The sequence below is a fragment of the Tissierella praeacuta DSM 18095 genome, assembly GCF_900128955.1.
Taxonomy (GTDB): Bacteria; Bacillota; Clostridia; order Tissierellales; family Tissierellaceae; genus Tissierella; species Tissierella praeacuta.
In genome coordinates, this window is sequence record NZ_FQTY01000017.1 from 1 (window position 1) to 26032 (window position 26032).

Below are 26032 nucleotides of genomic sequence, written 5' to 3' on the forward strand. Positions count from 1 at the left end.
GATGAATGGCTCAGAAGAAGAATTCGAATGATAACATGGAAAAGTTGGAAGAAGGTCAAGACGAAATTTGTTAACCTTAAGAAACTGGGAGTAGCAAGAGAAAAGGCATGGGAATGGGCAAATACAAGAAAAGGCTACTGGCATACGGCCAATAGCTGGATTCTTGCAACAACCCTAACCAATGCTAGGTTTGAAAAACAAGGTTATTTAAGTTTTCTTAAATATTACCTTGAAGTTAAAGTGTAAACTATGAAACCGCCGTATACCGAACGGTACGTACGGTGGTGAGGGAGGTCGGTAAATAAATTAATTATTTACCTCCTACCCGATTAAATTTATTTTTGATTATTTTGTTTTTTAATTTTCCTATAATCAGAAGGTAGAAGATTAAACTCTGTTTTAAAATTTGATGAAAATTTACCTGGACTTTTATATCCAGATTTTAGAGCAATATCTAAAATTGTATCATTTGTAGTTGATAGTAATTTTGCAGCTAAATTCATTCTATAAGACCTGGTGAAGCTATAGATAGTAGTTCCATACACCTCTTTAAAACATTCTTTTAAAGAGGATTCTGAAATATTAAAAATAGATGACAATTCTTTAATCGTGTAATTCTTAGAAATATTTTCTGTTAAAAACGCCTTTATATTTTTAATAGTATTAACTTGATTTTTATAATAGTATTTAGGAGTATCAAAAATAGATTTACTGTCAACTTTACTTAAAAACAATATAATTTCTAGTACCTTTAATTTAAAATAGTATTCTAGAAGCTCTTTAGGAGCAGAATTTAATTCTTCAAAAATATGATTTATTTCTTTAGCATTTCTTATAATAAGTCTAATCTGTGAATTTTCATTCTTCAAATTATCTCTAATTTCATATAAATCTATATTAGGTAGGCTCATAGATTTAGTAATATTATTTAAACTTATATTTGCTTTTGGAATATTTATTAAAATAGATATTCCGTGATAATGATTTAATGGAAACGTAGAATTAATAGCCTCATGAGATAGTTCAAAAATAGATAAATCACTTTTCCCAATATATATGTATTTTTTATCATTAAGTTCAGATTCAATTCGTCCTTCTGTACAAAAATTAATCTCAATAGTATCTTTTATAGGAATTTTATCATAATCACATCTTTCTAAATGTATACTATGATAAAAGATTTCAATTCCTGAAAACACATTATATTGCTTAACAAAACATTCTCCTGTATTATTAGATAGTATATATGTAATAGAACTATCTTCATTTATATTCCTTTTAACATTGTCAGGATAATAATATACTATATCCAATATAACCCTCCTTTACTTGTTAACTAAAATATATTAATCAAGTATATTGTATAACAAAGTTTATTTATAGTAAATCTGAATCAGTGACCTATATATTATAATAAAGGCTAGAGAATAGTTCTGAAGAAGAAAAGAATAATGGTAAGATTAGATAATTTGAGTTATAGTAATATTATGAATTATAGAAATATGATTGAAATTATTAGGGGATTAGCAGATAGATTAAAAGGGGTATTATATAATGTACATAGGTTAAATGATTAAAAAGGCTATAAAATAGCCTTAAAAAAACAGCTATAAGGATTGGTGTTATGAAATAGCAAAATATCTTCTAGCTTTATGATATAATTGGAGAATACCTTAAAGTATAAACATACTATGAAATTTTGGAGAAATTAAAAGGAGTGGAGATGTATTATAGATAAAATAAAATTAAATATAATTCCACATGAATATTATGAAATAGTTGCTTATAAAAATAATCTATATTTATATACTAAAAATGAAATATATGTATATAAAGGTAAGCAGATTTTATTATACAAAAACATTAAAGAAAATATTTTAAAGCTAATACCTCAGGAAACATGCTTACAATTTATTGCTTTTTGTAGTTATGAGAATAAAATTTTTATAAAAAGTATATATAAGGATAAAGTAGTTTTAGATAATGAAATTTATATATCAGAAATAAAACTAAATGAACTGGAAGATATTATAAGTATAAATAATAGGTATATTCTTATTCAAGCCATAGGTCAAGATAATAGAGACCTTTATCCAATAATAGATGTTGAGAAAAATATAGCTATTGTAATAGATAGGATGTTTAGATTTTATAAATTTAAAATTTATGAAGACATACTTATTATTAACAAGTCTTTTGAAGAAAGTGATATTCGTAGTGATAGTTTTTATGATAGATCTTATATATGTGGAATTTCCTTAGATGAATTGTACAAAATTGGCGGCATTATAACTGTTAAGGATTTTGATGAACTTATTTATGGTAATAAGATAGATTTAGATTTTTTTATAACTAGTGATGATTTAAGAGAAGTATATGACTTATTAGAGATAATAGATTCTCAAATGTTGATAAGATATGAAAGGTTTGAAACAGAAAACTATACTAGTAAGTTTTTTTATTATGATATAAAAACTAATAAAAAGATATATAAAATTGATGAGAATAGAAAGTATGTAATTATATATGATAAAGACATAACAATTATATTGGACGAGGATAATAAAAGGATTTATGACTACGAATTTAATCTGGTTTATAAATGTGAAAATGGCTTTGAAATAAATGATTATTACGAGAATCATAAAGATAGCATTTACTTTTTAATTCGTAGCAGTGAATTAGTTAAAATTATTTCAATTAATAAGTTGAATTATTGTATAAAGGAAATTTATCAAGACGATATTTATAATTATGAGGAATTTGATGAATATAAGATTATTGATTTTGAAAAAGAAAAATTTCTATTGATAATTAGATATAAATGTGAGAAGTTATTTTATTTTTTTCATACTCTCAATTAACTTTGAATCTGTAATAATTTTATTTAACTATATACTAGATTCAAATACAGTAGTGCATAGAGTTATAACTAATGGAGTCAAAAGGAGAAGCACATTTAATATTATATTATGTACATTAGATTAATAGATAAAGGAGGGGATAAGTAAAATGAATAATAAAGAATATAAGAAAACTTATAAACCATTGATAGCTTGGCTAATTGGATTTCCAGTTATAGCAATTATAATTGCTGAAAGATTATCTAATTTATCTACAAAGATAGCTACATTACTTTCTTTGATTATCATGGTTATCAGTTTATATATATTAATGTTTATAATATATAAGGGTGAATATGTATATTGGATTAATGGTGGACCTAATTATGAGGAAGCAAAATTAGCAGGTAGTGAAAAAAGAAAGGAATATGCAAAAGCACATCTAGACATATTTTTTAAAATGATGCTGATATCATTTTTATATGGAATCCTAAGTTTATTATTGAAATTTCCAATATGGATAGATATAGTACTTATTTCCGTGATAATTATCATAACAGCATTTTCAACAATATCTATAAAATTTAATAAATAAATTTGTATGAATGGTTATTCTATCTATTAAGATATATGATTTATAAGTAATCTATCTATATGCAGCTAGTATTTTTTATGAATATTTGATATGATTATTTTACAGAAGTAGTCTGGAGGTATAATATATGTATGAATCAGGTGAAATGTATTTAGAAACCATTTTAATTTTGAGTAAACGCAATGGTCAAGTTAGATCTATAGATATAGCAAGGGAATTAGATTATAGCAAACCCAGTGTAAGTCGTGCAATGGGAAATTTAAAGGAAGATGGTTATATATTAGTAGACCATAATGGCTATATTGAATTAACAGATAAGGGTAGAACAAAGGCTAAAGATATATATGAAAAACATAAAGTTTTAACAACTTTTTTAACAGATATAATTAAAGTAACTCCCGAAATAGGTGAAGAGGATGCATGTAGAATTGAACATGTTATTAGTGATGAAACATTTATAAAGCTAAAAAGGTTTTTAGAAGATTATAAATGAAAAATATATTTCAGGAATATGAATATTTTAAATTCAATTAAGTGCAATAAAAGGAGGTTCTATTTACTCTTATATGTTTTACTGATTGATAAACTAAATCGTTAGAAAGTCTTACAGGAATACTTAGGTATGCCTGTAAGGCTTTTTATTTTTTTATATTGATAAAATCTTTAGAGATGGAAGAGGTTTTCAATATTTGTCCATATTTTAAAGAATCATCCATTTTTTTTGTAACAAAAAGTATGTATAATTAAATATGGTTAGCATGAACTAACTTAAAATTTATATTTAGGAGAATAAATATGACAGACAATTCCAAAGTTTATACAAGACATTTTCAATTAATTCTTGTAAGTTTGCTTATTATTTTAGTATTATCATTATTGTTTACATTATGTTTAGGTGCTATGAAGATATCACCAATTAATACATACAATATAATTTTAGAAAAAATATTTGGGGTTACACCAAGTACAGACAATATTTTTACAGATGCAGAAGTAAATATTATATGGAAAATTCGGCTTCCGAGGGTTTTGCTTTCTATATTTGTGGGAGCTGGTCTAGCACTTTGCGGTGGAATTATGCAGGCTACTGTACAAAATCCTATGGCAGAACCTTATATACTAGGGATTTCATCAGGAGCATATTTAGGAGCTGTTTTTTCCATATTTTTAGGTTTAGGAGTAAGTACTGCCCTTGGTGCTTTTATAGGATCAGTTATAGCCACCATAGCAGTAATATCCCTAGCTTCTTATGGAGGTAGGATTACATCCGTTAAGCTGGTACTTTCAGGAATGGTAGTAAATACTCTATTTAGTGCAATTTCTAACTTTATAATTTCTTTATCAGGAGATTCAGAGGGGACTATGTCTATGAAATTTTGGACAATGGGTTCTTTAACTCGAGCAAAATGGGATAATATATGGTTCCCAATTATTATTGTGGTTCTCTGTAGCATTTTTTTTATCACTCAGTATCGTATTCTTAATACTATGTTAGCTGGTGATGAAGCAGCCATTACATTGGGAATTAATTTGACCTTTTATAGAAAAATCTATATGTTAGTAGTTTCATTGCTAACAGGTGTACTGGTTTCAGCTTGTGGAATTATTGGATTTGTGGGATTAATTATTCCTCATATTGTTCGTTCTCTAGTTGGTGCAGATCATAAAAAATTAATACCAGTTTCTTTATTAGTAGGTTCTATATTCTTAGTCTGGGCAGATGCTATTGCTAGAATTCTTATATCTAATAGGGAAATACCAATTGGAATTATAACTGCTTTGATAGGCTCTCCATTATTTATATACATTTTAATAGAGACAGGATATGGTTTTGGAACAAATAATTAAAGGAGGAATTATATGGATTTAACAGTAAAAGATTTAAACGTTAATCTTAATAAAAAAGAAATTATAAAAAATGTTTCTTTAAAAATAAGCGATAATTCTTTTGTAGCTCTGCTTGGCCCAAATGGTAGTGGAAAATCCACATTATTACGATCAATATATAGAGTTTTAAAACCAAGTGGAGGAACAATATTATTTGACGGAAAAGTTTCTAAAGAGATTTCTAACAAGAAATTAGCAAAGAAAATGTCAGTTCTTTCACAAATGAATAATTTGAATTTTGACTTTACTGTGAAAGAAATTGTAATGATGGGCAGAAGTCCTCATTTAAATATTCTTGAAATTGAAAAAATTAAAGATTATGAAATTGCAAGTTTATCCTTAGAAAATGTAGGTATGAAGGATTATGAAAATAGAAGTTATACTTCTTTATCTGGTGGAGAAAAACAGCGGATTATGTTAGCTAGAGCAATTGCTCAAGAGCCTAAACTATTGATTTTAGATGAACCAACAAATCATTTAGATATTAGATTTCAATTGCAAATTTTATCCATAGTAAAAAAGTTAGGAATTAATGTATTGGCAGCATTGCATGATTTGACCTTGGCATCTCAGTTTTGTGATTATATATATATATTAAAGGATGGAGAGATAGATTCCCAAGGTAAACCAGATGAGGTTTTAACAAAAGAGACCATAAGAAGGGTTTATGATATTGAATGTGAAATTGTACAAGCACCTAATTCAAAGGGTATATTAATTAGCTATTATTCACCAGGAGTTCTATAGTAAAACTGTAAATTTTAAATACAAATAGAAAGAGGAGTATAAAATGAAAAAAAATATTTTAAATACTATGATTTTAGTTTTATTAATTATAACAATAGGAACAGGTTGTTTTAGAAAAACTACAAATGATAATAGTTCTAAAGATATAGTAATAGAACAGTCAGAAGAAATAAATGATAAAAATAAAGACATCATAGTAAATAAAGAAACTAAATATCCCATTGCTATGGATATTTATGGGCTTAATGGAGAAAAATACACACAAATATTTTTTGAGGCACCATCTAAAGTAGTAACTAATAATCCATCCTCAACAGAATTATTATTAGAATTAGGTCTTGGAGATAGAATTATTGGTATAATGAAACCTGATAATGCGCCAAGAGAAAAATGGAAACATATTTATAAAAATTTTAATGTGCTTGGTGATAAAATGACCATGTCAAAAGAAATTATTGTTGGTTCTGAACCAGATCTTGTATTTGGACGAGTTATGCCATTTAATGATAATTCTATGGGAACAATAAAAGATTTTAATGAAATGGGTATCAATGTTTATACTCAATATGCAAGTAATTTTAAAATTGAACAATCATTGGAAAATGTAATCCTAGATGTTCGTAATATAGGTATAATATTTAACGTATCTGAAAAAGCAAATGAATATGCAGATTCTTTACAAACACGCTTAAATACTATAAAAGATAGTATGGCTCAACATTCTCAAAAGCAACCTACTAAAGTATTATTTATGGTAACATATATAGATGGCACATTTAATACCTTTGGTGCTAATTCAAGTTTTCAAAGGGAAATGTTAAAAACCATAAATGCTGAAAATGTTTTAGAAACAGGTACAAGTTCTTTAACAAATGAGAATTTAGTTGCACTTAATCCTGATGTAATTGTTTATATTAATTCAGATCGTAATTTAAAGACAGATTCAATTGCTGTTGAAAGTCTTTTAAATGATGAAACAATACAATCTGTAACCGCTATTAAGAATAAAAAGATAATAGAGATTGGATATGATGAAATAATGGATTATGGTGCTAGAAATTTTGATACATTAGAAAAGCTATATGATTTTATTTATAAAAAATGAGGTGACTATTTTGAAACATAACTTTGAATTTATTGATATTGAAGGAAGACAATGCTATGTTTTTTTACCCGATGATTATAAAGATGGAAATAAATTTTATCCTGTAGTTTACTTAAATGGAGATAAGTCTATCTTTTTACTATTAAAAAATTCTGACTTCATTTCAAAAGTATCTTATATTATTGTTTGTATTATTTCAATTAATCGTTTGAACGAACTGACACCTTGGGCCAGTCCTTCTCTTCATCCAAAGTTTCCTGACTTTGGTGGGACTGGAAATGAGTATATCAAATTTATTGAAACCAAGATTAAATCAACAGTGGATTTAATGTATAGGACTTTAACTCTGCCAAAATCTACAGGAATTGCTGGATATTCTCTTGGAGGACTTATCTCTATCTATGCTGCTTTCCATACTAGTTGTTTTGGATGTTTTGTAAGTATGTCAGGTTCATTCTGGTATCCAAATTTTGTTGCATATGCAAGAAATAGATTTATTTGCAATCCCGAGGCTAAATTTTACATTTCAAGTGGTGATAGTGAAGGGGGAGGACAGAATGATATAAAAAAAGATGCAGTTATATATACAAAGGAAATATTTGATATTTTAGTATCTTATGTAACATCTGAAAGAGTAACTATTTCTTGGGATAAAGGTGGTCATCATTCAAATGTTTATCAAAGATACAAAGATGCATTACTATGGTTAAACTACAATTTGAAATACAATTAGAGAATTAATTATATAGGACAGCTTTAAAATAAATTATCCATAAAAAATAGGTCAAAGAAGATTACATCTAAGACCTATTTTCCTTTAATTTAAGATTAATTGTTCTTGACTTGGCTTGGAGAGTATCCCAGTATATAGGAAACCACCTCATTGATTAATTGTTGATTTGTCTTAATACTACTATGTAAACAATTTGAAAATATTGTTTCAAATATTTCATCTAAAAATTCTTCTGTTATATAATTTGATTTAAGGGAATTATCTTGTCTTAATTCTAATAGACTTTCTAAGATGTCAATTATTTTTTTTGTATATTCTAATTTTATATCCAATAGAACCTTGTTATTACTTTCATAATATAAATTTATATGACAAAATGGTTCATCTCCTAAAACTTCAAATTTTATTCGTTCTTTAGGACAGCCATGAATCATTTTTCCAGGTTCTGCAACAAAAGCAATATTACCAAAGTGAATAATTGCTTTGCCACTAATAGGAAAAATGAAAGCTCCTTTTGTTGTGAAATACTGCATGTGATTATCACTTGGTAATCTACAAAACTTGTTTATATTTGTTATAATTATAGAGCCACATGCATATTCTCGGGCTAAGTCTTTTAATAAAGAAGATGAACTTTTCACTAAAATCCTCCTAAAATTCAAATCTATAGTACTAGAAATAAGTTAGCGTAAGGTAACTATTTAAAAATACCATATAATATTTAATATGTCAAATTATGAATAATCTATTTTTTAATATCAGAAGTTAATCAAGATTTTTCAAAAATAGTAAAAATATTTGATGAAAATTGATTTCGTACATCTATTATTATAAGTATTGTATTGCTAATACTAAATGTTTCTAGGTGATTGGACATTTTATCACTTACTTTACAATTTGTTTAGATCTTATGGATAATAAGAAATAGGCTAGATCCATCTACCTCTTTTACCTTATAGGGGTATCCTGACTCTTCGCCAATTTTCTGAAAGTCTTCCAATGAATGGGTTATTGCCTTGAAGCCGTCTTTACAGATAATTACACCATTTTGGGTTTTGGTATAATCAATTTCGCCCAAAAGTCCTTTTGATGCCTGCTCCTCAAACCATTTAAGGCGAAAGTCCCAAAATTTAGGGCTATAACTACTGAAATATGCCTTTCTTCCCGGTGCTAATATTTCAAGAATTTTATGAATAACAGTGGAATCAGCACCCATGGCAGATAAACCGTTTTGCAGACACAAAATGACATCAAAAGGCTTAGAAAATTCCATTTTGTGAACATCCATAGTGATCATACTAGCATTGGTATAGTCTTTGAGATACTCTTTACCCAATTCAATGTTTTCCTCTGATATATCTATCCCCACTATAGAACCACAGTGGGGAGCTAATTCCTTAACAATCCGACCATATCCAGTTCCAAGCTCCAAAACGCTTTGGGTCTTTGATAAATTTTTTTTGATAAAATCTATTTCCCCTTGTAAATACTGCCTGACACGTGGAATTTGGGTCTCATATACTTGGAACAATTTTTGAGCATTCAACTTTTCATCATAGTAATTTTTCATGTTTTTTATCCTTTCTTATATTTTTTTATTTTTATCACTTTGTTAAATGTAAATTAGTTCCTCGGGCTTAAAAATTAAAGGCTAAGGCTTCAAAAAAATTTGTTATATAGTTATATAATATATTTTATCATATTAAAATAAAGGCTTCAATTAGCTCATTATCAACAAAGGAGTAGAATTTTTTAAAGTTGGAAATATAACAATGATTATTTCAATATGGTGCAGTAGTCCTTTTTGTAGAATATATTATTCAATTTTATTTAGTTTTAAGGGTTTTTGAGAGTTTATAATTGATTGGTATATATTAATGTGTTAAAATAATATTGGAGGTAATATTTAACAGTTAGTGAAAGGTATATAAAAAAGGAAAGGTGGTTTTGTTATGAAAAGAAAAATATTATATCAAAATAAAAAAAGGTATTCAGGCTACTCTGAAAGTCAGTATAGAGTAAGTTTTGATGTAAGATGATTACCGTTAATTCAATCAATTCCGTGCCTAACTATTTAGAATTGCCTCCTAATGGAAACAAAAGTTCATTTAAAACCTGCTATTACCCTAAAGATAAATTGTTGATAAATCAAAATAACATAGACAAGATATATCAGGAGAAATTTGGTATAATGGATATTAATTTCTTGTCAAGTATAGTTTTTAATCTTCATTCTAAAGGCTTTAAATATTCGCCAATGGAAATGAATATAAACAGCCAATATAGAAGTACTTTGGATAAAGCTGTACAGGATATATATTCATATGCTGGATCACTGGCTCAAAAGTATTATGTAGAAGGAAAAACTAAAGATGAGTATGGAAGATTGATATCGATTACAGAGTTTCAAAATGAAATTCATGGAAAGTTAAGTAATATTACTAAGACAATAGATAAACAACTTGATTCAATTAAAAATCAAAATACAAACTCAGATGAAAAAGGAGCAAAACTAAAGGAGAAACTTACTGATGATTTTATGAAAGAAATTAGTAATAGAAACTTTAGAACATTAAAAAACAATAACTCTGAATTTGAATCTCTATCTAATAAACTGAAGATAATACTATTAAATAATAAGATGTTTATCCAACAAGCCCATGATTTAAATATTTTTTGCACTCAATTTTATGAATAAAATAATTAATAAAAGAATTATATAAAAAAACTTAAAAGATTCAAATGGCAATAAATATAATTATATTAGAATAAATAGGGGGGTGACTATTAAAAGATAGAAAATATATATGGTTGAATGACATTTTTATAATGACTTTAATTTTATACTATTTTCAGTGGGAAATTTATTGAGATGTGTTAAATAAAAAATAAAGATTCGTATTTATGGTTTATAAGGCAAATACGTATCTTTATTTTTTTAATTGGGATTTCTATTTTTTGTTTTCACAACAACAAATTGGAAAAGGATTTTTAGAACTGAATTGTTTGACCTCCTTTGGATACATACCCTTGTATCTTTTGAACAGTGCTGTAAATCTACTATGGGAATTATAACCAACTGATTTTGCTATATCTTTAATTTCAAGCTCAGTAGTTAACAAAAGATTCTCTGCTATGTTCATACGCTTTCTTTGAGTATATTCAGTGATGCTCATTTGATATTTCTGTTTAAAAGCAGATTTTAGTTTGGTACCACTCATCATAGCTATTTTTTCAAGAAGCTCTTGTGGTATATCAAAAGCATAATGATCGTTAATATACTCTGAAACATTTTCAATTGCGTTTTTATCAGACTCTGAAAGAGGATGTTCTCTAGATTTCTTTGTATACTCATCTATGGTGATACTCAACCATTCTTTCGCCTTTGCTTCAAAGAAAAGATCTGCTGAAGGTAAATCCATCGAGCAGTTCAAGATGGTTTTTGCCAACTTTTCAATAGGTTTTGTTATAAATTCCCTTGTTTCTAGGAAAAGATCTGATACTTTTGTTTTATTAATTTTTAAGTTATCTATAACATATTCTTCAATCATTTTTTCTTTAAAATTAATTCCAACGCTAAAATAAGGATAATTTCCATGTAGAAGTAATCTCATATTTGACCTATCTATATTTGTTACAAACATTGTATTTGAAACTATATTTTGATAAGGATTAAACCATTCACCACTAGCCGTAATGATATAAGTGGAAATAAAACTCATATAAGGTCTCATATCAGGAAATGTATCCACTATCATTTCTCTTTTAATAAAAAAGTCATGAATATCAATGATGAAAGAATCTGTTTCATAATACCAGTACATTCCTTTATAGTCTTCATTATCAATGTAAAAAGCATTGCCTGCTGGAGAGTATTTTGTACAGTTTAAACAGTTTGTATAGCCGATTTCTTTTAACATATCTTTTAAATTATTCAAATAATCACCTCAAGTTATCACGATTAGACAATGTCACAATTAGACATTATCTCTTATTTATATTGTACCATGTTTAACAAAATGATACAATAAAAATTGCTAAATTAGCTTTTATACTAGAATTGTTTTGAAGCTTCAATTGAATTAGATATTAAAATTGAACAAAAATGAATATCTATTTGTCTAATTGAGATAATTTATAAAGGAGAAGTGTTATGTTAAAGGTTTATAAAAAATTACTTTTCTATGTGCCGAAGGAGAAGTCCTTAGCCTATATTGCTATAGGTCTTACTATGGTCTCTACTGTTGTGATTGTCGGTGCATATTATTACTTAATGGACTTAGTAAAGCTAGTTTTAGGTTCTTTGATTTAAATCCTTCTGGGAAAATAAGAAAAATTATTGATGATAATGCTTCACAAACTCATTCAATTGTTGATCACCTTATACCAGATAATACGGGAGCTATTCTTACTCCTGTTTTAGTTCTTGTTTTGGGTTTTTTTATTGATGTAAAGGTTGGCATATCTTTAGCTATTGCCACTCTTTTAGCTGTTAGTCATCTTTTTATCAACTATTTACAGAAAGTGTAGAAGATGAATTGCACCTTGGCAATAACAAACATCCTATGGCATTATCTGGTGGACAAAAGCAGAGAGTCGCCATTGCATCAGCAGCAGTTAATAGTGCAAATGTATTATTTTTTGATGAGCCAACCAGTGGACTTGATGGAGGAAATATGAGAAACGTCAGTAGGATTTTTGAAACTCTGAATTAAGGGGGGAATTAATTTTTGTTATTTCTCATGATCTTGAATTTTTGGTGAATACCTGCGGAAGAATTATTCATTTAGAAAATGGTGTCATTACAGAAGATTTTTTACTAACCAATCAAACTACGGAAAAATTAAAATCTTTGCTTATAACATCATATAATTTTCTGCCTTTAGAGAACAAGATAAAGTTATGAATGTTTTAAATAGAAAAGAAGTTGAGAGGGATTTGATAGAATTAGGATTTAAAGATATAAAAAGAGTATTTGCTGCTTTTTCAAATAATTTATGGTGTGTAAAAAATGAAAGAATAAATGGAGCTAAATATATTAAAGGAGGATGGGTATAAATGGAAATGAGTAGAGAGAAAAATATGATACTTCAAGATAATATGTGGAAGACTTGTATTAAACTATCCTTACCAGCAGTAATCGCTATGGTTCTGTATGGATTAAATACAGTTTTCGATGCGATTTTTGTGGGAAGATATGTAGGAGAAACAGCCTTTGCTGGTGTTTCTATAATATATCCTTTGACGCAGATTCCTCTTGGGCTAGGTTCATTAGTTGGAGTTGGAGCTGGCTCCTATCTAAGTATATTAATCGGAGAAGATAATAAGGATATACAAAAAAGATTAATTGGGAATTCTAATACTTTAATGATTATTCTTACTGTTCTAACTATGGTCTTAGGATTCTTGTTTATGAATCCTCTTTTGAAGATAATGGGTGCAAGTGGAGAAGAATTGATTTATGGTAAAAATTATTATATGATTACTCTCATAGGATCAATATTTTGGATTGGCGGTCTTGCTTATAACATGATAGTAAGAGCCGAGGGGAAAATGAAAAGTGCTGCAATAATGATGGGGATAGGAATGGTTGTTAATATTATTGCCAACTATATTTTAATGGCAATATTTAATTTCGGTGTAAAAGGAGCTGCATGGGGAACAAATATAGCAATGCTTGTTTATGTACTTTTATATTTTAATTATTGCAGAAAAGGAAAATCAAGCTTTGAAACAAATGAAAGTAAGTTTTATTTTGAAAAAGATATTATAAAAGAAATAATATCTCTTGGTGTGCCGTCTTTTATTATGACCATTATGACAGTTATTCAAGGGGTTATTATATTAAGGGCTCTTAATAATTATGGAACAACTTCAGATGTTGCTTTTTACGGAATGGTTTTTCGTATTTTAAATCTATTAATGACACCGATTTATGGGTTAATGAGAGCTTTACAACCTGCTGTTGGAATTAATTATGGAGCTAGGCAAGTGGATAGAGTTATAGGATTTTATAAGGTGTTTGTTTTTGTAGCATTTATTTTAGTGTTGCCTGTGTGGTCAATATCAATGGCTGCCCCAAACAGTATTTTGAACTTAATGTTACCGGATCTAACATTCAGCATACAAAACTTGAATTATTTTAGAGCAATCATTGCAATAGTACCCCTATTATGTATTGTCTTAACAGCAATGACTTTTTATCCTGCCATAAAAAAGCCAAAGCCAGCCATGTTATTTGGAATAGGTAGACAGTTATTTTTGTATATTCCTTTAATGATTATTTTACCAAAAATTTTTGGAGTTGCATCAATATATTATGGTTCACTTGCTATTGATTTAGGGTTAGCTTTAGTGATTGTAGTACTTCTTAAAAAAGAATTTAGGATTTTAAGAAGAGGATACAAATGGTAGTAGATTATTCTGATAAAGAAACTCAAGAAGGATAATTAAATATTAATGTTTGGAAAAGACTTTAAATATCATTCTAGAATTTCTATATACCATATTAGATTTGTTTGAATTAAGTGGGGAGTGATAAATTGAATAAATTAAAAGTAAGGAAATTATTATTTTCAATACTAATACTTTTTCTATTAATAGTAGGAATTCTTTTATATGTGAATTGGGCAATTACACCTATTCCAGAGAGTAAAAGAAATATATCTAATACAGATATAAAAATGTTTATAGATATAGTAGATGTAGCAAATAGAACTCCAATTATAAGGACATATACTAAAGAAGAATTTGATAGCTTTAATGAAAATGAATTAAAAAAAATTAAAGATTTGGTAAGTGGAAATATAGAAGGAGATGTTCCAACATTAAAAATAGAAAATGGAAAAGGAATATTTAAAATTTCCTTTGAAAAAAATGAAAAAAATGGAGAAGAGATAGAAGTAAAAATAATTCCTGATAATATTCCTAAAATTAAAATATTCGCTTTAGAGACATTGTATAGTCCAAAAGAACCAAAAGAAATCAATGATTCATTAATAGAAAGTGAAGAAGAAGGTATATATTTATATGAGATAAAAAAATATTCCAATTCAGCACAGATATATGGTGATGAAGAGGATGGTTTTTTTCTGGAGGCAATGTTTATAGAAATATACTATGAAGTTGATAAAGAGAGTTATGTATCAATTTTTGCAATAAATACATCAGATTATAAAAGTTAGATTTATTAAGATAAAGGACAAATAATACTATTATATGAAATTAACTTGTTGTAATGAAATTGTAAATTATTTTTTCTGTTTTCATGTTAGAATAAATAAGTATATATTATAAAGAGGAGATGGAAAAATTAATTATGAAAAGAGCAGCAAATATTTTACTAATTACCTTGACTTTGTTGGTAGCATTAACTGGGTGCTATAATCAGCCAGTAAATAAGAAAGAAGAATACAAAAGAAGTTTAACATATTCAAATTTAACAGATTCTTTAAGTCAGGATGAGGTAAGAAAAGCTATGGAATTAGCTGGAATTGCACCTGAAAACATTGATTCCTTCTTTCAAAATGTTAAGAGTTTTAATAGTATAATTGAAGAGAAAAGTTTAATAAAGGATGGATTTATCACTATTGATAGTCTTGAACCTGAGTATGATCAGTTGGCAATTCAGGAAATGTGGGATACTAAAAATCCAGAATTTATTGGTTATAACTGTAGAATTACATCTTTTGATTTAATGAAAAATTTCATTGATATTGGCAAACCCAATACAAGAAATTCTAGTCAATTATTTATGGATATGGATGCTTTAGAGAATAGTCCTGAAAAATTATTTAGTCCCATAGAGCAAGAAGAATTTCAAAGTTTATTTTCTTTTATTCCAACAGAAAATACAAAAGATATATTCATTCATCTTAATAAGGTAAAGGAAGATTGGAAGAGTAAAGATATTACATTTTTAAATAAAGATAAGATTTCTCTCATTTCTGTTGTTTTTCATTCAGATGAGGATAGCTATCTATTTATTGGACATGCAGGTGTTTTAATTTCAGTGGAAGACGGAAAACTTTTATTTATTGAAAAATTATCTTTTCAAGAACCATATCAGGCGATAAAGTTTGACAATCGTATTGAATTGAATGATTATCTAATGAATAAGTATGATGTGTCTTGGAATCAACCAACAGCTAAGCCTTTTATTATGGAAAATGATGAACTTTTAGAAGGATATAGGGAAAATCCAAACAATCCAGAAAGTAATTTAAAATAATAATCAATATTTATTATAATATAACACTTCTTTCATCAGTAATGAAAGTTGATAGAATTTATAAAATTATTTAAGATTTTTTTATTTTAAACCATATATAAAGAGAGAACACATAAGGAGGGTATATTAATGATTAAATTAGGAATAACCTCATCATTAAGGAATTGCCAATCCAATTTTACTGAGAATTATAATAGGAAAAGAACATCTGATATTAAGAATGTGAAACAGGCTTCTGATTGCTTTGAACCTTCATCTGAAGGAAAGGAAGCACTTAAAAATAGTAAAAAGACAGAAGAAAAATATTATGATTTAGCTAAAATAATGAATATTCATGAAAAAGGGTTTCATGAGATACCAACAAGGGAAGAAAGTGACTATTATTGGGCAGCAAGAAAAAGCAATCCAGAACTGGATTCCTATTTATATGAAAGAGATAAGGCAGAGGCACTTAAATTTGTCGGAGAAGTACAATCTATCTTAATGAAGGTAGTTTCTGGTCAACCATTAACGCCAGAGGAAGAAGAAATGGTGAAAAATGATCCTGTCTTACAACAGGAAATCCAAATACGCAAAAATAGTTATCCTTTAAGGTGAATCCTATAATAATTTTGTGGATGAAGTAGGGGAAGTGTAAAGGAATTACGTTTAGATGATATGCTCCTCTTGTAGTAGACAGTTAAAATGATGAAAACTGTAACTACAAGGAGGAGTTTTTTATATATAATTTTAAACTTTTAATCAGTTTGCCTGAAAATAGTGTGTAAAAATGGTATTTCATAATATTTCATAATTACAAATCCCCTTATATGGCTTAGTGCCATTGTTTTTCTATTCATTCTAAAATATACTAATAATAGATTTACATTTTTGCAAGGAGGTGATTTATATCTATGGAGTATAAAATTATGGTTGTTGACGATAGTGAAGACATTTGTGAAATTGTGGATGTGCTACTGTCAAGTGAAGGGTATGAAGTGATTACAGCCAATAATGGAGAAGAAGCTCTCTCCTTACTGAATATAAATCAGGATACTGATTTAATTATATTAGATATTATGATGCCTGGTATATCAGGATTTGAAGCTTGCAAGGAAATTCGCAATATTACTACTGCACCGATTTTATTTTTATCTGCAAAATCTCATATTACAGACAAGGAAAAGGGACTCTCTATTGGGGGGGATGACTATCTGTCCAAGCCTTTTTCACCCATTGAATTGGTTTCAAGGGTAAAGGCATTACTTCGTCGATATTCCATTTATCAGGGCAGTGATCACAATTCAAAATCCGAGACTATACAGATTCGTGATTTGCTGATACATCCTACTTCTGGTGAAGTACAGCTTTCTAGGAAATCTATATCTTTAAGGTATATGGAATATCAGCTACTAATACTTCTTGCAACCCATCGAGGTAAGATATTTTCTGTACAAGAAATATATGAAACTATTTGGAAAGAGCCATTCTTACCTACTTTCAACAATACAGTGGCAGCACATATCAAAAACTTGAGGCAAAAAATCGAAAATGACCCTAAAGAACCAAAGTATATCATTACTGTTTGGGGAAGGGGGTATAAGATTGTTTAAAAAAATATTGGTGAGAAAATTAGGCTCATGCATAATCTTTTCTTTTGTTTGTGCTAGTTCTATTTTCCTGCTACTTCAAAATATCTCTGCAAATCATATAGAAACTAAATATCAGGATTCGGATTTTGTAAAATCTCAAATGAAGAGAGAGGTTGCAACACTTCAACAATATATAACTGGAAATAATATCACTATAGAAAATTTTTATAAAATTACTCAATGGGTAGATAAGGATAAGATTACGGCTATTTCTTTGTATTATGACGATAGACTGATTTATGATTCCACCATTTCCTATTGTGCAGAAACCCTAAGTAGCGGCATCAATCACAAACCCTTGCCAGGAGAAACACTGTATCCTATTTATTTCAAGGATACTAAAGTACTTATGAGTTTGACTGTATATCTAAAGCATCATGACTATGATATAGCACTATTGAGGAATCTGTCTATTTTCTTTCTTGTGTTTTTATCCATTGTTTTGTTTTTCATACAACGAAAAACATCATATATCCTTCACTTAGAACAACAGGTTCAATTGATGCAAGGAGGAAAATTTGACTCTACAATAGAAAAGAAGGGAAATGATGAAATTGCTTCTTTGGCAGAAAACATTGATGAGATGCGAAAAATTTTTGCTCAGCAAAATCAAGCACAGGCATCTAGCCGTAAATTTGCATCAGCAATGACCCATGACATAAGAACTCCCTTGTCTGCCCTAATAGGCTATCTAGATATAGTTATAAATAAAAGAAGTCCTGATGAAAAGCATTTACAACAATATCTGTTGAAAAGTTTTGAAAAGGCAACTCAACTTAAAGATTTGACTGACCATTTGTTTGACCATTTTGTTATTTCCGAACATATAACAGTAGAGGATTCGGAGGAGAGTATTGTAGATTGCTTTGTACTTGAAAACTTAATTTTTGACGGTGTTCTTTTACTTGAATCAAAAAGATTTAAAGTCAAAGTTTCTTTTGCTGAACATACAAAATACTGTATCAAAATTCATAGGGAATCTTTACAGCGAATATTAGATAATGTTTTTTCAAATTTATTGAGATATGCTGATAATGATGAATATATCTCCATTAGAATTGAATTAACCAGAAGTCAAATAATAATGGAATTTTATAATAAAATTAGTAATAAACAGAACTTAATACAAGGCTCAGGGATTGGTTTAAAATCTTGTAAGGAAATACTTTATAATTACGGTGGACAAATAATTATTGATCACAAAAATGAATTTTATAAGTTAACAATTTTATTATCATTAGATTAATGATTAATATATAAAATTATAATAAAAGGGAGGATTTCAATGACTACAGAAATATATATAATTTCGGGTTTTTTAGGAGCGGGAAAAACTACACTGATTCAAAAATTAATTAAAGAATCTTTTCAGAAAGACAAGGTTGTTCTTATTGAAAATGATTTTGGTGAAATAAGTATTGATGCTGCTCTACTTAAATCTAGTGGCATTGAAGTGAAGGAGATTAACGCTGGGTGTATTTGTTGCAGCCTTTCTGGTGATTTTGTGAAAGCTGTCAAAGAACTTTTGGATCGCTTTCATCCAGATAAAATTATTATTGAGCCATCTGGTGTTGGGAAATTATCAGATATAGTGAAGGCATGCTCAGATCAGCGTATTCAGCAACTTGCAAAAGTTAAATCTAAGATTACCATTGTAGATGTGAAACGTTGTAAAGTATATCTTCATAACTTTGGTGAATTTTTCGAAGATCAGATTGAAAATGCCGATGTTGTCTTGCTAAGTCATACTGAAAATTTTCCAGATAAGATAAGGGATGCTTATAATTTGATTAAAAGTCTGAATCCAAATTCGACTATTCTTTCAAAGCCATGGAATCAAATAGGAGCTACTGAGATATTATATTCAGAACATGAGCATAAAAAGAATGTACACCATAATCATTTTGGTTGTGAACACAACCATTGGGCGGAAGAGTTTTTTGACACTGTTACCATACATACAAAGAAAATATTCAGCATAGACGATTTGGAAGCACGTATATTGGATATGGAGAAAAATGCAAAGGGAACTATACTTCGTGCTAAGGGCATTCTTCGTAGCACAAATGGGTATGTGAATGTCCAGTATCTTCCGGGAGATATACGGATTACAAACTGCACAACTAGTGGGGAGATGCTTTGTATTATCGGTCAGAATTTAAATCAGCAGGAACTTCACAACCTTTTTAGTGAGGAGTGATGTTATGACAATACCAGCTTATGTTATAACCGGTTTTTTAGATGCTGGAAAAACAATGTTTTTAAATAATCTGCTGAACAGATACGACTGGCACCATAGCAAGATTCTTGTAATCCAGTTTGAAATTGGAGAAGAAGATTTTCATAGTCGTTATAATAATTGTGATAGTATTGTTTTTCCTAAAAAACTTCTTGAGCAACAACCGAAATATATAATTGATCAAATTCATAGCCGTATACAAAGCTATGAATTTGATGAAATTTGGATTGAGTGGAACGGCGTTGCCCCATTTTCTCAGTTGCAGTCTTTACTTTTACATTCTTCATTACATAGACTATGTAAAATTGAAAGAGTAATACATATTGCAGATGCAGTACAAATAGAGAGTTTATTGGGGAGAACAGGAAATCCATTGCCTGAGCAAATTTTAAATAGTGATTTTGTGGTTGTACGTAATGTACATTCAAAAAATGCCTTTCGCCGAGTTCAACGATTAATGAACGGAATAAATTCAGATGCTGATATATATAAAATGAGCGAATATAAAAAAATATATAATGAGCTTTCTAGTAAAAAGAGTCAACCTATTGAAGAATTTCTCTTAATGTTAATATTAGTTGTAGGTTTAAGTTTTTCTGGCAGACTGGTTTTAGAATTATTTCAAATTCCTATTAATACAATCATCAACGTATTTTTGGGTGTTATACTTCAAGCTATTCCATTTCTTCTAATCGGCGTATTGCTTTCAACTCTAATTCAGGTTTTCATTCCAAAGGAAGCAGTTGAACAGAGGTTTCCAAAATCATTTGGAATGGGAATGTTAGTTGCAATATTAGGAGGCTTTTGTCTTCCAGTTTGTGACTGTGCTTCTATACCTATTTTTAGAAGCTTAGTCAAAAAAGGAGTTCCAATTCCAGTAGCTGTTACCTTTATGACTGCTACACCGGTAATTAATCCAGTAGTAATATTGTCCACCTATTATGCTTTCAACGGCAACCTGAGTATTGTAATTGGACGTATATGCTTTGGAGTTATAGGAGCCATTTTAATCGGAATTATTTTTGCAGTCTGGACGCCGAAAGGAAATATATTAAATGACGGATCACTTGGTAGGTTTATGTGCAATTGTGGTTGCTATGAAGAAACAGAATTAGTAACAAATTTCATGGGAAAAGTCAACTTGTTTTTACGCCATTCTCAAGCAGAATTTTTTAGTGTCGGTAAATACTTAATAATCGGTACTTTTATTTCTTCTATCTTTCAAACAATAGGAACAGAAATATTTACAGCTGCTCAAAGTGGTGCAAGTTTAGCAATTTCCATCATTATTATGATGGTTATGGCATTTCTCCTTTCTTTATGTTCCTCATCAGATGCTATTGTGGCACGTAGTTTTGCCAAGCAATTTCCAATGGGTGCCATTATGGGATTTTTAGTATTTGGACCAATGATGGATATTAAAAACGTGATGATGCTCTCTTCAGGGTTTTCAAATCGTTTTATTGGTAAATTATTATTTGTTACGTTTATTGTATGCTTTGCCATAATTTTTTTATTTTTTGGTTTGGGAGAGATATAAATATGAAAACTAAGGCATTTAATTCTCAGGTTTTTTTAGAATGTCTATGTTATTCTGCTTTTGCTGGATTGATGTTTCATTTAGTAGCTAGTGGGAAATACCTTTCCTATGTTACACCTAGAATGAAACCATATCTTTATTTCACAGCAATAGTAATGCTAATATGGGTTTGTACAGGGATACATAGACTGTTTTATCCACAATATAAAGTACGTTCAGCTCATTGCTTTGTATTGGTAATCCCCATTTTATTTCTATTACTTCCCCATAGCCCTCTTACTACCATAGATATATCTAATAAGTATATTGGGGGGGATGTTTTTTCTGATATTTCTAATATACAACCAGACTTATCACAAAATGAATATACAACTGATTTGCCAGGATTGGACATAAAAAATAAGATAATAACAGTTGAAGATGATTATTTTTATCAGTGGATTTCAGAGATATTTGTTAATATGGAAGAGTATGTTGGCTATCAGATTTCTATAACAGGATTTGTTTTTAAAGATCCTGAATTTATGGCAGACAATGAATTTGTACCTGCACGGTTAGCAATGGCATGTTGTGCTGCAGATTTGACGCCTTTTGGTATGTTGTGTCAATATGATAAAGCCTCTGAATTAAAATCTAAATCTTGGGTGACTGTTGAAGGTGTAATTCAAATAGGAAAATATATGGATTATGATGATCCACAAATTATTGTTACTAGAATTTTACCAGCAAAGGAAGTAGAAGGTTATGTATATCCGTATTAAGTTATTTATATATTGCATTTATTATAAGTCGTAGGTTGAAGATATTTAACTGTTAGTATAAATATCTTATATTTATGAAACATTATGAAATCTAATACAAGCCTATTGCTTTACCTATTCTGATAAGTATAATTTAAGATACATCATGTAATTAAATACAATTTAATCAGAATAATAGATTAAAAGAGGAGGTTTTGTATGAAAAGAAAATTTATTATGTTTATATTGACGACAATACTGGCTATTTATGTTTTAGGTTGTTCTAAGGCTATAAAAACTAATGATTCTACTGTAAATAATTCCAGTCCTAATAAAGAAATAGTAGTATCTATTAAAGGAGAGCCAGCAAAAGGATTTGATCCAGCTTTTGATTGGCCTGGATTAGGTGAAGCACTGTTTCAAAGTAAACTTATTGTTTTTGATAAAGATATGAATTTAGTAAATGACTTGGCAACTGAAAGAATTCTAAGGGAAGATGGCAAAAAACTTACTATTAAATTACGTGATGACGTATTTTGTTCTGATGGAGTAAAGCTCACTGCAAGTGACGTTGTTTTTACATTTAATAAGGTTAGAGAAACAACTTCATATATAGATTTATCAAATGTAAAAGAAGTAATTGCAATAAATGATACTACAGTTGATTTTATTTTAAACCATGCAGATTCAACTTTTGAATATACATTAACTAGGATTGCAATTATACCTGAACATGCCTATAGTGAGAATTATGGTCAAAACCCAATAGGATCTGGACCGTATAAATTTGTTGAATGGAAAAAAGGAGAAAAACTTATTGTTGAGGCAAATCCATTATACTATGGAAAAAAACCAAATATTGATAAAGTCACATTCTTATATTTGGATTTGGACGCCAGTTTTGCTGGTGCTAGACGCGGTGAAATTGATATAGCAAGGGTAAGTATGGATTATAACACACAAGAAATTCCCGGTTATACTAAACGAAATATTGAAACTATGGATATCGTTTCAATAAGTCTTCCTACTGTTAAGAGGGGTACCTATGAAATGGATGGAGTGCCTATAGGAAATAATATAACATCTGATGTTGCCATTCGAAGAGCTTTGTCTTATGGAATGGACAGAGAGGGGATTTGTACAAATGCTTTAAATGGAGCTGCAAGACCGGTTTACTCTCATAATCCTGACATGCCTTGGGATAATGAAACTAATATAATAAAGAATGCTGATATAGAAACGGCTAAGCAGATTCTTAAAGACGGTGGCTGGGAAGACAAAGATGGAGATGGTATAGTAGAAAAAGAAGGAGTAAAAGCTCAATTTACATTGCTTTATACACCAGGAGAAGTAGAACGTCAAGCAGTTGTATTGGGAGCCCAAGAAAGTGCAAGGAAAATTGGTATTCAGATAGACTTAGTATCAAAACCTTGGGATGAAATTGCTTTAGAAAAAGGCATTTATCGTGAAGCTTATCTTTTTGGGAAAGGTGCAGATAGTCCCTTTGAAATATATACAAACTTTAGCTCTGATCGTATTGCTAATTATAATACAAACTCTCCCAGCTACGGTAATGAAATCACTGATGATTATTTAAACAGAGCAATAAATACAACTAACCAACAAGAAGCCTTAGAGTTATGGAAAAAGGCACAGTGGGATGGCAAGCATGGAGTCAATTCATTAGGTGATTCTCCATTTGTTCCAATGGTAGCATTCCATCATACTTTCTTTATTAGAGATGGTGTAGATATTGGGGATTTTCGTCCAGCACCCCATAGAGGAGCTTATTGGATAACTGTTGAAAATATTAAAGACTGGGTGAAAAAGTAATGGGGAAATCATCATATCATTTGCAACCTAGTTCTTTAAGACCCCTAACATCTAATAAAATGATGAACATTACAAAGTTCCTTGGTAAAGTTTTTATAAAGTTACTATTGTTATTAGTAGCAATTAGTTTAGTTTGTTTTATACTGATGAGATTTTCACCTATAGATCCTATTAGTGCATATATAGGAGGGGAACAGGGATCATTACCACAAGAACAAATTGAAGGGTTGAAAGATTACTGGGGACTCAATGATAGCTTTAGTGTAAGATATGTCAAGTGGATTCGTGGACTTTTAAATGGGAATATGGGACAAAGTATTGTTTATAATTTACCTGTAAAAACAATAATTATGGAAAAGGCTTTTGCATCACTACTATTAATGTTTACTTCATGGATATTATCTGGTGTTCTTGGATTTGTCATAGGCATTATTAGTGCAATGAATCAAGGAAAATTAATAGATAAAATAATTAAGATGTATTGTTTAACTTTGGCATCAGCTCCAATTTTTTGGGTAGGGATTTTATTACTAGTTGTTTTTTCGGTAAATTTAGGATGGTTTCCTATTGGATTGAGTTCTCCCATAGGAGTAGCTTCCGTCAATGTTAGTATATGGGATAAACTTTATCATTTAATTTTACCAGCACTAACTCTTAGTGTTACTGGTGTTGCAAATATAGCACTTCATACAAGGCAAAAGGTTTTAGATATCATGGATAGTGACTATGCTCTCTTTGCTAAGGCTAGAGGAGAAAAGAAATGGATGCTTTTTAGACGACATGGTCTAAAAAACATATTATTACCCGCAATTACACTACAGTTTGGTTCTTTGGCTGAAATATTTGGAGGTTCCACTTTAGCAGAAACTATTTTTTCATATCCAGGTTTAGGAAATGCAGTTGTTGAGGCTGGAATTAAAAGTGATCTTCCTTTGTTAGTTGGAATTAGTCTATTTTCTGCTATATTTGTATTTGCAGGAAATTTCATAGCGAATATCCTCTATGCAGTAGTTGATCCTAGAATAAGGGAGGGATATATGCGTGAACAATAACAGTGCTGATAACCTTTTTTTAAAAAAGAGCAGATTAAATAGGCGTCAAAAAACAATCTTTTATATCCTTTTTTGCATAATACTTCTATCTATAATTTTGATTTGCGGACAATTTATTACAGAAGATCATATGCCTGTTAACTTTATAGAAAAAGGATTAAAACCTTCTAAGGAGCATATTTTTGGAACAGATTGGTTTGGACGTGATATGTTTGTACGAACCATTAAGGGGTTATCTCTCAGTATTATAATTGGCATTATTGCATCTGTTTCCAGTGGTATAATAGCAATTATATTGGGGGTTGCATCTGCTGTTTGTGGAAAAAGAGTGGATGCTTTTGTGGGATGGCTTACTGATGTTTTTATGGGAATGCCACATTTGATTTTTTTATTATTAATTTCTTTTGTGGCTGGTAAAGGGCCAAAGGGAATTATTATTGGGATTGTTCTTACTCATTGGACGTATATTTCTCGTATTATACGTGCAGAAGTATTACAGATTCGCTCTAGTCAGTACGTAATTGCTTCAAAGGGTTTTGGCAAGAGTAATTGGTATATAGCTAAAAACCATATAATTCCTCATATATTTCCACAATTTTTTGTCGGACTTATACTAATGTTTCCACATGCTATTTTGCATGAAGCATCTTTAACATTTTTAGGATTTGGATTATCTCCACATCAACCAGGAATTGGGGTTATTCTTTCTGAATCATTGAACTATTTAAGTATAGGGCAATGGTGGACTGCTCTTATGCCTGGATTATCTTTATTGTTAATTGTTAGGTTATTTGATATTTTGGGAGAAAATATTCAATCCTTGTATAATCCAAATAAGGCACATGAATAGGAGGTAC

Annotated in this window: 29 protein-coding genes and 1 pseudogene; 26 read left to right on the forward strand and 4 right to left on the reverse strand. The window is 29.3% G+C overall.

What is annotated here, in order from left to right:
- Positions 1-246 (forward strand): hypothetical protein (locus tag BUB33_RS12805; protein WP_072977052.1); only part of this gene is annotated, 246 nt, incomplete at its 5' end.
- An 89-nt stretch (positions 247-335) separates the two neighbouring features.
- Here BUB33_RS12805 and BUB33_RS12810 read toward each other — a convergent pair.
- A complete protein-coding gene (locus BUB33_RS12810; protein ID WP_084725449.1) occupies positions 336-1313 on the reverse strand; it encodes an AraC family transcriptional regulator in 978 nt (325 codons plus the stop codon).
- Positions 1314-1451: 138 nt separating this feature from the next.
- Here BUB33_RS12810 and BUB33_RS16785 point away from each other — a divergent pair, with 138 nt between their 5' ends.
- The 8 genes from BUB33_RS16785 (at position 1452) to BUB33_RS12845 (ending at position 7910) form a co-directional block, all read left to right on the forward strand.
- Positions 1452-1577, forward strand: a complete 126-nt coding sequence (locus BUB33_RS16785) for a hypothetical protein (RefSeq protein ID WP_268807683.1) — start codon at positions 1452-1454, stop codon at positions 1575-1577.
- 561 nt (positions 1578-2138) lie between these two features.
- On the forward strand, positions 2139-2864 hold the full coding sequence (locus BUB33_RS12815; protein ID WP_072977054.1) for a hypothetical protein: 726 nt from the start codon (positions 2139-2141) through the stop codon (positions 2862-2864).
- A 148-nt stretch (positions 2865-3012) separates the two neighbouring features.
- Positions 3013-3438, forward strand: a complete 426-nt coding sequence (locus BUB33_RS12820) for a hypothetical protein (protein WP_072977055.1) — start codon at positions 3013-3015, stop codon at positions 3436-3438.
- A gap of 127 nt (positions 3439-3565) precedes the next feature.
- Positions 3566-3931: a metal-dependent transcriptional regulator gene (locus tag BUB33_RS12825; RefSeq protein WP_072977056.1), complete on the forward strand. Its 366-nt coding sequence runs from the start codon at positions 3566-3568 to the stop codon at positions 3929-3931.
- Positions 3932-4233: 302 nt separating this feature from the next.
- A complete protein-coding gene (locus tag BUB33_RS12830; RefSeq protein ID WP_072977058.1) occupies positions 4234-5286 on the forward strand; it encodes a FecCD family ABC transporter permease in 1053 nt (350 codons plus the stop codon).
- Positions 5287-5298: 12 nt separating this feature from the next.
- Positions 5299-6072 carry an ABC transporter ATP-binding protein gene (locus BUB33_RS12835; protein ID WP_072977060.1) on the forward strand — a complete coding sequence of 258 codons (774 nt, stop codon included), beginning with the start codon at positions 5299-5301 and terminating at the stop codon, positions 6070-6072.
- A gap of 43 nt (positions 6073-6115) precedes the next feature.
- Positions 6116-7177, forward strand: a complete 1062-nt coding sequence (locus BUB33_RS12840) for an ABC transporter substrate-binding protein (protein ID WP_072977062.1) — start codon at positions 6116-6118, stop codon at positions 7175-7177.
- A gap of 10 nt (positions 7178-7187) precedes the next feature.
- Entirely contained in the window at positions 7188-7910 is a 723-nt protein-coding gene (locus BUB33_RS12845) for an alpha/beta hydrolase (protein WP_159429198.1), read from the forward strand.
- 95 nt (positions 7911-8005) lie between these two features.
- On the opposite strand, the gene BUB33_RS12850 is transcribed toward BUB33_RS12845, so the two are convergent.
- On the reverse strand, positions 8006-8551 hold the full coding sequence (locus BUB33_RS12850) for a hypothetical protein (RefSeq protein WP_072977066.1): 546 nt from the start codon (positions 8549-8551) through the stop codon (positions 8006-8008).
- Positions 8552-8811: 260 nt separating this feature from the next.
- Positions 8812-9480, reverse strand: a complete 669-nt coding sequence (locus BUB33_RS12855) for a class I SAM-dependent methyltransferase (protein WP_072977068.1) — start codon at positions 9478-9480, stop codon at positions 8812-8814.
- 621 nt (positions 9481-10101) lie between these two features.
- Here BUB33_RS12855 and BUB33_RS12860 point away from each other — a divergent pair.
- Positions 10102-10608, forward strand: coding sequence for a hypothetical protein (locus BUB33_RS12860; RefSeq protein WP_072977071.1), 507 nt, complete (start codon positions 10102-10104; stop codon positions 10606-10608).
- Positions 10609-10861: 253 nt separating this feature from the next.
- On the opposite strand, the gene BUB33_RS12865 is transcribed toward BUB33_RS12860, so the two are convergent.
- On the reverse strand, positions 10862-11848 hold the full coding sequence (locus BUB33_RS12865; protein WP_234950053.1) for a helix-turn-helix domain-containing protein: 987 nt from the start codon (positions 11846-11848) through the stop codon (positions 10862-10864).
- 215 nt (positions 11849-12063) lie between these two features.
- Between BUB33_RS12865 and BUB33_RS16110 the strand changes: the two genes are divergently transcribed.
- From BUB33_RS16110 to BUB33_RS12930, 16 genes and pseudogenes are all read left to right on the forward strand, one after another.
- Positions 12064-12222 carry a hypothetical protein gene (locus BUB33_RS16110; protein WP_159429199.1) on the forward strand — a complete coding sequence of 53 codons (159 nt, stop codon included), beginning with the start codon at positions 12064-12066 and terminating at the stop codon, positions 12220-12222.
- Positions 12180-12398 (forward strand): annotated as a pseudogene (locus BUB33_RS15860) (ABC transporter ATP-binding protein); the annotation flags it as partial. The gene BUB33_RS16110 and the pseudogene BUB33_RS15860, both read left to right, overlap by 43 nt.
- 77 nt (positions 12399-12475) lie before the next feature.
- Positions 12476-12625, forward strand: coding sequence for an ATP-binding cassette domain-containing protein (locus tag BUB33_RS15745; RefSeq protein WP_115322225.1), 150 nt, complete (start codon positions 12476-12478; stop codon positions 12623-12625).
- Positions 12626-12812: 187 nt separating this feature from the next.
- On the forward strand, positions 12813-12968 hold the full coding sequence (locus BUB33_RS16115) for a hypothetical protein (RefSeq protein WP_159429200.1): 156 nt from the start codon (positions 12813-12815) through the stop codon (positions 12966-12968).
- Entirely contained in the window at positions 12969-14324 is a 1356-nt protein-coding gene (locus BUB33_RS12875; protein WP_200778220.1) for an MATE family efflux transporter, read from the forward strand.
- Between the two features lie 128 nt (positions 14325-14452).
- Positions 14453-15094: a hypothetical protein gene (locus BUB33_RS12880; protein WP_072977073.1), complete on the forward strand. Its 642-nt coding sequence runs from the start codon at positions 14453-14455 to the stop codon at positions 15092-15094.
- Positions 15095-15228: 134 nt separating this feature from the next.
- Complete coding sequence (locus BUB33_RS12885; protein WP_072977075.1) at positions 15229-16140, forward strand: DUF4300 family protein; 912 nt, start codon at positions 15229-15231, stop codon at positions 16138-16140.
- A gap of 129 nt (positions 16141-16269) precedes the next feature.
- The gene (locus BUB33_RS12890) at positions 16270-16737 is read left to right on the forward strand and encodes a hypothetical protein (protein ID WP_072977078.1); all 468 of its coding nucleotides are present in this window, start codon (positions 16270-16272) and stop codon (positions 16735-16737) included.
- Positions 16738-17033: 296 nt separating this feature from the next.
- Positions 17034-17732, forward strand: coding sequence for a response regulator transcription factor (locus tag BUB33_RS12895; RefSeq protein ID WP_072977080.1), 699 nt, complete (start codon positions 17034-17036; stop codon positions 17730-17732).
- Positions 17725-19017, forward strand: a complete 1293-nt coding sequence (locus tag BUB33_RS12900; RefSeq protein WP_072977082.1) for a HAMP domain-containing sensor histidine kinase — start codon at positions 17725-17727, stop codon at positions 19015-19017. Before BUB33_RS12895 ends, BUB33_RS12900 begins: the two co-directional genes overlap by 8 nt.
- Before the next feature lie 39 nt (positions 19018-19056).
- Positions 19057-19971, forward strand: a complete 915-nt coding sequence (locus tag BUB33_RS12905; protein ID WP_072977084.1) for a CobW family GTP-binding protein — start codon at positions 19057-19059, stop codon at positions 19969-19971.
- 4 nt (positions 19972-19975) lie between these two features.
- Positions 19976-21550, forward strand: coding sequence for a permease (locus tag BUB33_RS12910; RefSeq protein ID WP_072977086.1), 1575 nt, complete (start codon positions 19976-19978; stop codon positions 21548-21550).
- Between the two features lie 2 nt (positions 21551-21552).
- A complete protein-coding gene (locus BUB33_RS12915; protein WP_072977088.1) occupies positions 21553-22311 on the forward strand; it encodes a TIGR03943 family putative permease subunit in 759 nt (252 codons plus the stop codon).
- Positions 22312-22509: 198 nt separating this feature from the next.
- A complete protein-coding gene (locus BUB33_RS12920; protein ID WP_072977091.1) occupies positions 22510-24123 on the forward strand; it encodes an ABC transporter substrate-binding protein in 1614 nt (537 codons plus the stop codon).
- Positions 24123-25175, forward strand: coding sequence for an ABC transporter permease (locus tag BUB33_RS12925; RefSeq protein ID WP_200778221.1), 1053 nt, complete (start codon positions 24123-24125; stop codon positions 25173-25175). Before BUB33_RS12920 ends, BUB33_RS12925 begins: the two co-directional genes overlap by 1 nt.
- Entirely contained in the window at positions 25165-26025 is an 861-nt protein-coding gene (locus tag BUB33_RS12930) for an ABC transporter permease (RefSeq protein WP_072977094.1), read from the forward strand. The genes BUB33_RS12925 and BUB33_RS12930 overlap by 11 nt, the downstream gene beginning before the upstream one ends.
- Positions 26026-26032: the final 7 nt, after the last annotated feature.